13 protein-coding genes are annotated in these 12,991 nt (G+C 33.8%); 5 read left to right on the forward strand and 8 right to left on the reverse strand.

The genetic code is table 11. The features are described from left to right. Positions 1-5: 5 nt before the first annotated feature. Entirely contained in the window at positions 6-1,277 is a 1,272-nt protein-coding gene (gene purD, locus NZ853_02085) for a phosphoribosylamine--glycine ligase (GenBank protein ID MCS7204466.1), read from the reverse strand. Between the two features lie 699 nt (positions 1,278-1,976). On the opposite strand from purD, the gene NZ853_02090 reads away from it, so the two are divergent. Both NZ853_02090 and NZ853_02095 read left to right on the forward strand, forming a co-directional pair. After that, positions 1,977-3,062, forward strand: a complete 1,086-nt coding sequence (locus tag NZ853_02090; protein MCS7204467.1) for a hypothetical protein — start codon at positions 1,977-1,979, stop codon at positions 3,060-3,062. Positions 3,063-3,454: 392 nt separating this feature from the next. Further along, on the forward strand, positions 3,455-4,807 hold the full coding sequence (locus tag NZ853_02095; protein ID MCS7204468.1) for a SpoIIE family protein phosphatase: 1,353 nt from the start codon (positions 3,455-3,457) through the stop codon (positions 4,805-4,807). On the opposite strand, the gene gltX is transcribed toward NZ853_02095, so the two are convergent. The 4 genes from gltX to NZ853_02115 are packed head-to-tail and all read right to left on the reverse strand — an operon-like array spanning position 4,804 to position 8,107. Further along, positions 4,804-6,402, reverse strand: coding sequence for a glutamate--tRNA ligase (gene gltX / locus NZ853_02100; GenBank protein MCS7204469.1), 1,599 nt, complete (start codon positions 6,400-6,402; stop codon positions 4,804-4,806). The genes NZ853_02095 and gltX overlap by 4 nt on opposite strands. A 15-nt stretch (positions 6,403-6,417) precedes the next feature. Then, positions 6,418-6,831 carry a hypothetical protein gene (locus NZ853_02105; GenBank protein MCS7204470.1) on the reverse strand — a complete coding sequence of 138 codons (414 nt, stop codon included), beginning with the start codon at positions 6,829-6,831 and terminating at the stop codon, positions 6,418-6,420. Continuing rightward, positions 6,798-7,454, reverse strand: coding sequence for a lipoyl(octanoyl) transferase LipB (gene lipB / locus NZ853_02110; protein ID MCS7204471.1), 657 nt, complete (start codon positions 7,452-7,454; stop codon positions 6,798-6,800). Before lipB ends, NZ853_02105 begins: the two co-directional genes overlap by 34 nt. Further along, complete coding sequence (locus tag NZ853_02115; protein MCS7204472.1) at positions 7,451-8,107, reverse strand: protein-L-isoaspartate(D-aspartate) O-methyltransferase; 657 nt, start codon at positions 8,105-8,107, stop codon at positions 7,451-7,453. The genes lipB and NZ853_02115 overlap by 4 nt, the downstream gene beginning before the upstream one ends. A 46-nt stretch (positions 8,108-8,153) precedes the next feature. Here NZ853_02115 and NZ853_02120 point away from each other — a divergent pair, with 46 nt between their 5' ends. After that, entirely contained in the window at positions 8,154-9,422 is a 1,269-nt protein-coding gene (locus NZ853_02120; GenBank protein ID MCS7204473.1) for an AarF/UbiB family protein, read from the forward strand. Between the two features lie 257 nt (positions 9,423-9,679). Here the strand turns inward: NZ853_02120 and NZ853_02125 are convergent, their stop codons facing one another. After that, the gene (locus tag NZ853_02125) at positions 9,680-10,126 is read right to left on the reverse strand and encodes a hypothetical protein (protein ID MCS7204474.1); all 447 of its coding nucleotides are present in this window, start codon (positions 10,124-10,126) and stop codon (positions 9,680-9,682) included. A 161-nt stretch (positions 10,127-10,287) separates the two neighbouring features. On the opposite strand from NZ853_02125, the gene NZ853_02130 reads away from it, so the two are divergent. Next, on the forward strand, positions 10,288-10,812 hold the full coding sequence (locus NZ853_02130; GenBank protein ID MCS7204475.1) for a hypothetical protein: 525 nt from the start codon (positions 10,288-10,290) through the stop codon (positions 10,810-10,812). Positions 10,813-10,897: 85 nt separating this feature from the next. On the opposite strand, the gene NZ853_02135 is transcribed toward NZ853_02130, so the two are convergent. Beyond that, entirely contained in the window at positions 10,898-11,029 is a 132-nt protein-coding gene (locus tag NZ853_02135; GenBank protein ID MCS7204476.1) for a hypothetical protein, read from the reverse strand. A 317-nt stretch (positions 11,030-11,346) separates the two neighbouring features. Here NZ853_02135 and NZ853_02140 point away from each other — a divergent pair, with 317 nt between their 5' ends. Beyond that, entirely contained in the window at positions 11,347-12,498 is a 1,152-nt protein-coding gene (locus NZ853_02140; GenBank protein MCS7204477.1) for a DegT/DnrJ/EryC1/StrS family aminotransferase, read from the forward strand. Here NZ853_02140 and NZ853_02145 read toward each other — a convergent pair. Further along, positions 12,444-12,968: a C40 family peptidase gene (locus NZ853_02145; GenBank protein ID MCS7204478.1), complete on the reverse strand. Its 525-nt coding sequence runs from the start codon at positions 12,966-12,968 to the stop codon at positions 12,444-12,446. The two genes, NZ853_02140 and NZ853_02145, sit on opposite strands and share 55 nt — an antisense overlap. Between the last annotated feature and the right edge of the window lie 23 nt (positions 12,969-12,991).

The raw sequence follows: 12,991 nt of genomic DNA on the forward strand, positions 1-12,991 counted from the left end.
AAGACTTAATATAAAATTCCTATATCTTTACGATAAAAAGTATTAGGAATACGATAATTATCTAAAAAGCTATATATTTTTGTTCTGACTTCTTCTATGGAGTTACCTGTAGATGTGATGTTGAGAATTCTTCCCCCTGTGTTATAATAAGTTTTGGTGGTTGGGTCATATTCAGTACCGGCATGAAAAATAAATATGTCCTCAGGAACTGAATCTAAAATCTTGTTCAAAGGGATGTTTTTCGTATAGTTATTTGGATAACCATTGGCGGCGAGGACAACGGTCATACTGACTTTATTTTGAAATTTCAATGGTTCTTTTGATAAGGTGCCACTTGCAGTATTCCAACAAAGCTTCAAAAGGTCTTCTTCTAAGACTGGAAGTAATGCTTGGATTTCAGGATCACCAAAACGGCAATTGAACTCTACAACCCTAGCAGTGTTATCTTTTATCATCAAGCCCGCATATAATATACCATGATATTTGATACCAAGTTCTTGAAATCCTTTTATCACTTTATTGAATATTTCATTTTGTATAAATTCCATCAGATGGTTATCGACATATTCAACGGGAGTAACAGAACCCATTCCGCCTGTGTTTGGACCTTGGTTGTTGTCGTGAGCTCTTTTATAATCACGTGCAGCCTGCATTAAAATGGCTTTTTCTCCATCACAAAATCCAAAGACGGAAGCTTCTTTCCCCTCAAGAAATTCTTCAATTACTACTGGATAAGGACCAAAAATTTTGTGATCAACTATTTGAATAATTTTTTGGATGGCTTCTTCTTTGTTTTCTGTAACTGTAACACCTTTTCCAGCAGCTAAACCGTCAGCTTTAATAACATAAGGTGGGGATATGTGGTCTAAATATTCAATTGCTTCTTTGGATTGAGTGAATACTTGATATTTCGTTGATGGTATGCCGAATCGTTCCATAAAAGCACGAGCCCAGGATTTTGAACCTTCAATTTTAGCCCCTTCACGAGATGGTCCAAAAACTAAACAATACTCTTTTATGGCATCAGCTATACCATCGACTAATGGTTGCTCGGGTCCTACAATAACCAAATCAATCTCGTGCTCCCGAATCCATCGTATCAGCTTCCGATAATTATCCTCGAATAAGTCACCAACATCTTCTTTTCGCAATCGGTTTTGTTCAGGTATCCCACCATTTCCTGAATAAACATATATTTCCTCAAGAAGAGGGGATTGCAGAATTTTCGTATAGATAGCATGTTCTCGACCACCTGACCCAATCAATAAAACATTCATAAAGTTGATTTTGCTCTATACAATCCAAAGTCAAATAATTTGTAAACATTGAAAAGAGGCAAAACCCAAAGAAAAATCAAAAATTTTCTAACAAGGAAGTTAGTTTTTAGAGACTTACTAAATTGATGAGACATTCGTTGGTATTCAATTTCATGATAGCTATGAGGTTTGGATATACATTAAGCCAATTTTGCTTCAGTATTTGATGGATTTAAGTAAGGGTGAGATCATAAGAAATATAAAAGAAAGATTATGAATTGAAAATTTCTTCAACAAAAAAGACTGCTACAACACATTACCAACCAAGAATAAAGAACAAAAGATTATATTCTTTAGTTAGAATATAAAAATCTGTGCGAACTCAGTGGCTACTCAATTAGTGACTCATAAGAATATTTACTGAATGAGAGGTTCAAAGTAGAGGAATAAAAATCGATACTTGGATTGTAATCATTAATAATCAAAATAATCCCTCAAGAAATTTTAAGTTTAAAATTTTCATATCTTAGTCGCTTTTGGGAATAAAAGTTCTCAGAAAGTAAAATATTTTTTATGAGACGATAGTTAAATAATGAGTAATACAAAAATCGGATATACAAGACAGAATAGTCGAAATAACGAAAGTGTGAGTTTTTAGTTTTTTAAAATATCAAAAAAGTATCGACTTTTTAAATAAAAATTTGGTGTATTGATTTATCTATGAACTATAGAACTGAATTATATAAAAGATTATTCAGCGATCTTTTACCAGAATGGTCAAAGAGGTGTGGATATATCCAAGGTTATATAGGGTGGGAAAGAATTTTCCCAGAACATATAGTTCCTATACCTGTAGAACTTGCACCTGCATCAAGTTTAGATGGGCTATTTATAGACATTGAACACTCACCAAAATCTATTCAAATATTATCATCATATATTCAAACTATCTTACCTGGTGGCATTGCAATCGCGCATTTATCAAAAAAATATTGGAACAAAAAAAAGATCAAAAATACCTTTCACATAGCTGGATTTGAAATCATTTTTTTGGCACAGTTGTATAGTATAGAACAAGTTTATTATGAAGATGGATATTTTCATATCAAAAGTTTTTTACCAAGAATTTTTTTATATTTATTTTCTTTTATTCCTGTAGGTTTAAAGTCCAATTATTTTGTTATCGCAAAAAAGAAATTCCATAAGAATCCGACGGGAAACGAAACCAAATTAAGCGTTATTTTGATTCTACCATCCGATTTGGATTTGGCACGCCAAAAGTTAATATCTTGGTATAATTACTTATCCTCAAAAAACTTGCATTATTTGGAGATAATTATCGTCGAAGGTAGCGAATCGGTTTCTTCGAATATTGAATTTTCTGATTTATCAAATACACAAAGACTTAAGATTCATAACCATAATGATTATAATTACTCAATTTATACGGGTATTTATAAAAGTTCTGGAAAAATCATTTATGTAGATGCTTCTGAAAACCCAGAAACTCCTCATCTATTCCTTGAGGTTCTTGATATTTTTTTAAAGAAAAATCAAAATCATAAGCCTTTTGCTATTTATGTATTTTCGAAAAGAGCTAATTTCTTTAAAAGAAAAATGAATCAATTTTTTGTAAGTTCATTTTCTAAGATGTTTCCGATTAGGATTTATAATCAAAAATCAAAAGAAGTGATTTTAAAGTTTCATCCTTTCGTTTTGAAAAAACAGCCAGATTTAATAGAAAAAGAAATACTAAAGCACGGAAAACTAATCAAATTGTTTAAAGATTATGATATGAATTATTAGAATGAGTTATTTGAGAAAATACAACTTAGACTTAAAACCTAAATTCTGAAACATTTGGACTTTCTTTTCATCGCAATGTTTGATTTGTCTTTATGTTTTCACTTGATTACTTTGATTACCTTGATTACTAAGTTGGTTTTACGAATTATTATTTTTGACAATAATTGTCACCTATATTGATGATATTCAATGTATTGAGAACCCTCAATCTTTTGTAATCATATTCTTAATTGGAATTGAACTATAGTAATAAATCTTGGTGTTCGTGTAAATAACATTTTAACATTTTGCATATTAAAAATTGGATACTCTAAAGTAAGAAATTTATTTTATTTAAATAATTTACTTTATTGTAAAAATCTTGAAACAATGTTTTTTATTATATATTTTTTATGGAAACATTCATCAACGAAACTATTAAAAACGAAACTGATGGACAGTTTGAAATTGATGAAGTGTTAGTTATTGAAGAACAAAAAGAAGATTTAATTGATCCTTCAGCATTTCTTGAGATAAAAGAAATTCAATCCCCAATCTTTTCTGCTAATGAAGTTGGGAAGGTTTGTTTAACAATCCCAAAGTTAAAATCATTAACAGGTTATGATTATTCAAGGTTGCCACTTGAGACAACCAATACAAGTGTGATTTATGAGATTTTTCATCACCATCCTAAGTTGGATTTTCTTCCCATCGTGAATGAAAATGGTTGGATTAAAGGCTATTTTACAAGAAAATCATTTTTATCATTAATCAGTGAAAATACATTTAATCGGGAATTATTGTTTAGAAAAGATGTTACAATCAAAAATCTTTACAATCAAAATGTCATATGTTTGAATGCTTATTCTTCCTTGACAGAAGCTAGCGAAATCTTAATGAGTCGTCCTCCTCAGATACGGTTTGATCCCTTTGTTGTGACGTTAGATAGAAAATTTTTTGGTATCTCAACCGTTGATAATGTTCTTCTGGGAATGAATACCTTCATAAAACGTGACTTGGAAGCTGTCAAAGAATCTCAACTTTCATTAATGAATTTTTATGAACAACACCACAAAAGGATAGAGAAACAATTAGAATATACAGATTTCTTGCGTCTTTTGTTAGGTCCTGGGGGGGATTACGTTTATAAATATGAAATCGACGATAATTATTCTTTAGTTGTTCTGATTGATGTATGTGGAAAGGGATTGAAAGCGGCATCAATGATTTTGGTAATCATTTCTATTTTGAATAAAATTATACAAGATTTTATCAGGAAAAATAATATAAGTTATCGAAATTTTTATAAAGCCTTGCAAGATTTGAATGATGAAGTAGCAATATCAACGTCAAAAGAACTTTATGCTACTGGTGTGTTTATCTTAGTTAACAAAAAGAATAAAGTTATGACTGTTTATGATTATGGTCATGGAATGCTTTGGCTTAAAAGGAATCATAAAGTTTATGCATTGAAATCAGAAACCAAATCGAATGAAGCTGTTTTTCTTGGTTTGTTTGAAAACACAGTCATTGAACCAGTTTCTTACAAACTAAAAGAAGGAGATATTGTATTTTCTTGTAGCGATGGGTTAACTGAACAACTGAATGATGAAAAAATTATGTTCATGGAAATTTTGCCTGATGTTCTTAATAAATTTGGAAAGGACGTCCAAAAAAATAAAAAAATATTATTAAAAAGTTGGTCCGAGTTCCGAAAAAACCGCAAAATTCGAGATGATATTTCTTTTTTTATTTTCAAAGTTTAAGTCTTAACTAATTTTTTCAAAGATACAACTCGTTCGAAAATACGTTCTTTTCCTAATAGAGTGAACAAAATCGGGAGTTCCATTCCATGAGTTTTCCCAGTTGTATAAATTCGTATTGGCATATATAGGAATTTTCCCTTTCTTTGGGTTTGTTCTCCACATTTTTTTATGAGTAGTTTGTAGTCATCTTCTGATTTTGGCGTAGTTTGATTAAGCAAAGTCAAGAACACCTCAATAAGTTCTGAAGTATTGGGGAATTGCTTTTCTAATTCTTCTAATTCTTGGGAGGCTTCTTCTGTAAGTTCCAATTGGTCGCTTAAGAGTTCTTTTATATACAAAACCGCTTCATCTAATGTAACTAAATAATCTTTGATGCGTTGGAAGATTTGTTTAATTTTTTCTTCGTTTTCTTCGAGCTGAAGTTTCAATTCCTCATTACGAAGTAGAAATTCTTTTGATAGTTCAAAAATTTTGTCAGAACTGAAATGGCGAATGTATTTTTGATTCATCCAGTTGAGTTTGGTTTTGGGGTTGATGATTTGCTTAATTTCTTCAAGTGTCATTTCTTGAATAGATTGGGACGAAAACTCAGAGCTTTCGTCAGTCTCCTCTTTCGTATCTGATTTCTCGGACTTTTCGATGGATTCGATCAAGAAGAAATCAAACATCGCTGGACTTTTCGAACAACGATAAATATCGAACTTTTTCATGATCTCTCCATCAGGCATGAATTCAACGCCATCCTCAGGATACCACCCCAAAAGTGCCATATAGTTCACCATTGCTTCTGGCAAATATCCCAGCTCTTTGAAAAACATTACAGATGTAGCCCCTCTTCGCTTGGATAATTTCTTTTTGTCAGTTCCAACGATTTCAGAAATATGAGCATATTTAGGTAATGGAAAACCAAAAGCTTCGTGAATTAAAATTTGTCTTGGAGTATTCGATAAGTGCCCCACACCACGAATCACATGAGTAATTTTCATTTCGAAATCATCAATCACTACAGCGTAATTATATGAAGGAAAACCATCTGATTTTACTATGATAAAATCTCCAATTAAACGCGAATCAAACTTGACTTTCCCTTGAACGATATCTTCTACAACAATTTCTTTTGGGTCTACTTTGAAGCGGATTGCGTAGGGTATTCCTTTTTTGATTTTTTCTTCAATTTCTGATGCTGACAAATTTCTGCATTTACCATCATACACATGAGGGATCCCTAAGCGTTTTGAACGCTCTTGCTTTGCCTCGAGTTCCTCAGGAGAGCAAAAACAGCGATAAGCTAATTGCTTCTCCAATAAGTAATCTGTGTATTTCTTGTAAATGTGCAGTCTCTCTGATTGACGATATGGTCCGTATTTTCCACCTTCCTCGGGTCCTTCATCGGCTTGAATCCCCAACCACTTCAAAGCATCTAAAATCATTCTTTCGGACTCTTTGGTAGATCGCTCCTGATCTGTATCTTCAATCCTCAAGATAAAAGAACCACCTCGTGCTTTTGCATATAAATAATTGAAAAGTGCTGTTCTTGCTCCGCCAATATGTAAAAAACCTGTAGGGGATGGGGCAAATCTCGTTCGAACTTCCATTTGTTGTATTTTACGCTACTTGATGGATTTCAACTTATTAAATAAATCAAAATCTGTGACATGGAAAACAACTTCATAATGATCGGAATTATTGGGAATCTTTTTAAAAAAGACAATCCTTCCTTTTGATTGAATGATATTTCGGATTTTGGCTTTCCCTTGGGCTGTAATGCGAATGGTGATGAATGGTTCCATCAAGATATATCCCAAGGCAAGAGGCACTGCTTCTCTCTTTGCGATTGCTAATGCTTGAGCGTAGGTTTCACCTCTCACGTAAAAGTATACTTGATAAGTTGAGCTTGTGATTAAGCCCGTGCGTTTAAATTCATCTGGCCACTGGAATTTGAAATTAAACTCTGTTTTAACTTTTGTTGTGGTGCAATATCCAAGCAAAGTCAGTCCAAATAAGAGCAAAATAATTCTTCCCATCTTTTGCAAAAATCGATTTTTTTTGCTTCTAAATACAACTCTTTTTTTTCCTGATTGGTAATTTTTTTTTGATTTTCTAAGATTTGTTCGATGGTAGTCATTTTTAGGTTTTCGTAACCACAGGGATGAATGAAACGAAAGGTCTTTAAGTCATTTTTATAGTTTATCGCTAAACCAGAAGAAGAAAAACCAGCTCGGATTTCCAATCCCATGGAAATCACTTTTTGATCATCAAAATAAAAACCTGGCATGTCTTTTTTATACTCGAGTTCTATTTGAAATATTTCTTTTACGGTTTGCTTTGTGATCGAAACTATCATATCGATGAAATTCTGTAGTAGAATCTTTCGTTTTCTTAGGTCTATGTGAGGATAGATGATGATTTGTCCTAGTTCATGAGCCGTTACATCTCCACCACGTTTTACATGAAAAAAATCAATTTGATGGAGCTTCAGCCATTCTTCTGATACCTTCAAACTTTTAGGTTGGAATTGCATTCCAGCAGTAATCACAGGATAGTGATCACAAAACATAAGGTTTTCCTTGCGTTTCTTCCGAAAGTAGTGGGATAAACGCAGATAACTATCGTATGGGATGGTTTTATATGGATATACAGGAATCATTCTTCTTCTTTCAAAAGAGGAACAAATCTGACAGAGATGATTTTTTCCTCAATGAAGCTTGTTTTTGAGGTTTTTTTTATTTTGAGTAAGTCTTGATATACAATTCCAACTGGTACAACCATGATTCCAGAAACTTTTAATTGTCTTTTCCAGTGTTCGGGGATTTTTTTAGGAGCTGCTGTTGAAATAATCCGATCAAAAGGGGCATGTTCTTCTAAACCTTCCCATCCATTTTTGCAAAAAAAATGAACGTTTTTGACTTGAAAACGCTTTAAGTTATTTTTGGCAAATTCTAATAGATTCGGATGGATTTCAATTGTATAAACTTCTTTGGCTAAATCTGAAAGTAACGCTGTTTGGTAGCCACTTCCCGTGCCAATCTCGAGAACTTTTTCTTCTCCTGTTAATTCCAATAATTCTGTCATTAACGCAACTACGTAGGGTTGTGATATGGTTTGATTATATCCTATGTTCAAAGGTCCGTCAGTATAGGCATAATTTTTGTCTTTTTCTCGGACAAAAAATTCTCTTGGGAATTTTCTTATTGCATCCAAAATCCGACTGTTTGTAATGCCTCGATAGACAATTTGATTGCGTATCATGTCTTCTAATGCGTTCTTGTTGTAGGATAGTGAATTAAAATAGTTTGACATAAAGGGTTTTTTTTCATTATTTTGTAATCTAAAATGCAAAAGTTTTATGAATGATAATAATTTCATATCAGGGACATTATCAAGACTTTTTCGTTTGGGAGAAACAACTGGCAGAGTAGGATTTACTTTATTGAAAAATCTTAATAATAACTTCAAAAACCTTGATCTTAATCAGGTGATAAAAGTAGTAGATAATCTTTCTCGATTGAAAGGGGCTCCCATGAAAGTGGGACAGATGTTGAGTCTTCATGAAGATTTATTACCTCCAGAAATCATCGAAATATTGCGGATTTTACAGAAAGATACTCCCCCAGTTTCTTTTAGTGTGATAGAACAAGTGCTTCAAAAAGAACTAAAAGAAAAGTTAAGCGATTTTACGTTTATTGAAAAAAGGCCTTTTGCTTCGGCATCGATTGGTCAAGTTCACAAAGGAAAATTAAAAACTGGAGAAGATGTCATACTCAAAATTCAGTATCCAGGGATCAGAAAATCAATCAAAACTGACCTAGCTACAATCAAATTGATTTTATCTCCACTCTTCAAAGCCTTAGAACTTCCTTTTGAGGAACCATGGGAAGAAATCAAAGAACGCTTGATGGAAGAAGTCGATTATTCCAAAGAATTAGAAAACTTAAAACTTTTCCATCAAAAGGTTCATATTGAAAATTTGGTTTATCCAAGGTATTTTGAAGAATACTCAACCAAAGAGGTTTTAACATTAGGTTTCGAAGAATCATTCTCATGGAGTGAAACAAAAAAGTATCCTCATCTTCAAGAAAAATGGATCATTGCTTTGCTGAAGTTTATCATATGGGGATTTTTTAAGTATGAACTTCTTCACGTAGATCCGAACGCTGCAAATTTTGGTTTTCGAGAAGATGGCACGGTCGTCGTATATGATTTTGGTTGCATCAAAAAAGTTCCGTCTTATTTAGCAAAAGCTTATAAAGAAACAGCTGTTTGTGTTCTCATGGATGAGTGGGACAAAATAGGAGAAATACTATACAATGCTGGAATCAAGACAAAAGGAGAAAAACCTCTCCCAGAAAGATTCCTAAGACCCCATTTGGTCATCATCCAAGAAGTTTTCCCCAATAAAGAAACCTACTTTGGAGAGGACTCAAAGGTTTATCAACGGCTTTTAGAGATCACCCATGAAAGCTGGGAAGACGTAAGAGACTTTGTCTTCCCCAAAGATATCATCTTCATTCATAGAAATCTCATAGGTCATTTTGGAAATTTACGAAGATTGCATGTAAAAAAGAACTGGCGCCAAGTATTTTTAGAGCTGATAGCTCAAGCCGAAACAACATGACCCAAAAAAATCATCTCAAAACAAACAGCCGATGATTATTGAATAAAAACAAAAAACTTGGGAGCAAAAACCTTTTGGCTTTGAAGTTCCCGTGTCAAAAACGAAATGGTGGAAACAACTTTCTACCTCCTTGGCGATAACTACCGTCCCCAGAGTTCACCTTTTGATTTGAGCTTGATTTGATGTGTGCATTGAGATCTTCTATACCTGATTAAGTTGAATACTTCCAAAATGTCTTGTTCTGAAGGTGATGCCTGTTATTCTTTGTAGTCCAATACAACAAAATAATCCTTGAATTCCGGTTTGCAGAGCAAACTTGTGGAACGGTCAAAATTCGGACTTGTCACACCCCATATGATTTTTGCAGTCAAATTGATCTTACGATATCCTATTTTGACATAATCAGAGTCTGCAATATATGCGATTGTGCTTAATTGCTCTACGTTAAGTAGATCGATTTCATCTATAAGCATAATCACATAGTCCTTTATAAGATTCTTCGAAATCAAATCTGTTAGGTTTTGGAAATCTCTTGGTGTGATTTCAACAAATTTACTTTTATCAATTTGAGTAAGAAGTATTCTTAACGTGATTTTAGCTTTCCCAGTTGGATCGTTTAAGACGTGAATTAAGCTAAGATAAGCCTTCTCTATTTTTCGAATAAGATGAGCTTTCTTTATTTTTTGAATATCAAACTCAAACATATTGACCTCTTGTGATTAGTACTTTAACATATTCAGTAGACAAAAGTTAAATGATCCTAGACCTTTTGTGCTAATTAGAATTACTGAAAATCCCAAAAAATCATTGAAATACACAGCTCTTTGGTATTTTTGTGCAGAAAAAAATTATTTGGGAGGAAGAAATGAAGTTATTCCGTAAGTTATTCTTCCTTGTTCTTTCCCTTTTCATTTTGAGCTGTGTTCATAATGATATCAAGAAGATGGACTCAATGTTAGAGGAGGCTAATAGGGATTTTCAGTTGTATTTACTTCTTTTGCTTTCTACCCTACAAGAGAATCAAAAATATATCCACTATGAGTTAACCGATGTCACATGTGATGTTCCAAAATTAGATAGAGAAACTTTTTCTTGCGCCACTTTCAAAAATTTAGGCTCATGGACGAAATGTAAATACTTTTTGGACACAAATGACTCAGATTGCAAATTACGTTTGACATATTCCATTTGTGAGTATGACACCACAAGGGATAATCTAAGTGTAGGTTATCAACCTCTCATGAAATTCAAAGACACCCCATGCGTGAGTAAAACCGTCAAACTGAGTTTCACCCTCGAAAGTGTATCTACACTAACATCAATAAACCCCCCTGACGTAAAGCATACCAAAAAAGAAGTAAGCGTGAGTTTCCCAAGCCCAAGAAATTAATCTTCCGTAAGAGTAATCATTGAAAACTAAATCAAAATGAATAATCAAGTTTTGATGTATATGCAAAAATAAACTTATATCTGGATCAACGTCCGATTGATGCAGCATGTCGATTATCAACTTTATCTACTGCTATTAACATATCAGCATCTGTGATGTTTATGTTTTCGTATAGTATCCAAAGGTGCCACAAGCTGTGCTGACTAAACCCTAACATTCACTTTAGAGAGTGTTTCTTTACGTGATTCCACTGATAAAAAAACCACCTCAAAATCAGTCGATGTTACATTCTAATTCATCTTTAGAAATTCGCTAGCAAGAGCTGGCGATATTTCTTTTTTTTGAATGAAGCTTTTTTTGGAACTTAGTATCAAAAAATTATCAGTTCTTCGATAAAGACATCCAAAATTTTTGCAGGAAAGTTTACTTTTTTCTTTTGGGTAGCTTAGTTAGTTTGCTTATTTCTTTGGTTTTCCGATTACGTTTTGTTCTTTTTTTCTTGTAGTGGAATGATGTTCTTTGATTTTGGCTTTAATGCCTGTGCCGTTTATTGACCTTAAGCGTTTCGAAGATTCCATCCCTGAGATTTTTAGTCAAAAAATTCAAAGTTTAGTAGCCAATACCCAATTCATTGGTGGAAAAGAAGTCGAGATTTTTGAGGAAACCCTCAAGAAAGATAATCAAGTGGCGTATGCTATCGGATGTGCGAATGGAACAGATGCCATTCAACTTGCTTTGCGAGCTGTGGGAGTAGGCAGTGGAGACAAAGTGTTGCTTCCTGACTTGACGTTTTGGGCAACATTCGAAGCCATAATTAATGTGGGAGCTGAACCCATCACAGTGGACATCAGTTTAGAAGATTTACAAATGGATTTTTTTTTGTTTCAAGAAGCAGTGGAAAAGTTTCAGCCCAAAGCAGCAATTTTAGTTCATTTGTATGGCTGGACCTCTCAATACTTGGAGTCATTTCGAAAATACGCAAAAGAAAAAAATGTCTTTTTGATTGAAGATGGTGCTCAATCTTATCGTGTCAAAGTCAATGGAGAGTCAATTTATAAGAATGCATTGGTTGCCACAGTCAGTTTTTATCCCGCAAAGGTTTTTGGTGCTGCCGGCGATGCAGGTGCTGTTTTAACACAAAATCCTGAAATTGCTCAAAAAGTTCGATCTTTAGGAAATCATGGAAGAGAATTTCATTATTCCCATCAGTATGTAGGTTGGAATTCCCGCTTAGGAAACCTGCAAGCAGCTTATCTGAATGTCAATTTTCCTTACCTGGGGGAACGTATTCAGTCTCGTCGTCTCATAGCCGATAGTTATCGCCGAGACCTTGCGGAGAAGTTTGAGGTGCATACAACTCCTGGTTTAGTGTCTTCCCAGGGAGTTCTTTGGAAAGAAAGTGCCACCTCCATTCGCATAGAAGAAAATGGCTATCTCAATGTTATCTTGATGGATCCCAAAAAACGAAATGCTTTTTTAGAGCACTTAAAAAAACACCAGATTGGATTTGGAACCGTCTATCCTGATCCTATTTCTGTTCAAAAAGGAGCTCAGGGTTATCTTCGATATAAGGTCGGGGGTGATAACGCCAAGCGCGTTTGTTCGTCGGTGGTGAATCTTCCGTTGTTTCCTTATATGACCTCAGCTGAGTATAATGAAATCATTGAGGTAGTAAATAGATTTTGATTTAGTCTGTGTGATCCAAAAAAATAACTTCGAGAACCCACATAACGTTTCCTCCAGTAAGGATTGCGTAAGTCCGAAATTTCTACGCTTTTCCCTGTGCTGGGTGCATGAATGAACTGAAAATTTCCGATGTAAATACCTACATGACTCACACTGTTTGATTCCAACTTAAAAAATACTAGATCCCCAATTTTTGGTTTTTTTACGGGTTCAAGTTGTAGATATTGATCTTTGGTAGTTCGAGGTATTTTATATCCAGCTTTTCGATAAACAAACATAGTAAAGCCTGAGCAGTCAAAACCTTTTGGCGTATCTCCACCTTCTTTGTAAGGTGTGCCAATATATGATTTGGCAATCTCAACAATCCCGTTTCTATCGGCTAATGTGACTCTTCGATCTTTGGACTCATAACATAAGAGTGTAGAAAGAAAAATAAAATTCGCAAACGTCAAAAATAAAAATTTCCTCATGATCATTTCTTCGGAGTTGAAAA

It is taken from the genome of Leptospiraceae bacterium (assembly GCA_025059995.1).
GTDB lineage: Bacteria > Spirochaetota > Leptospiria > Leptospirales > Leptonemataceae > SKYB61.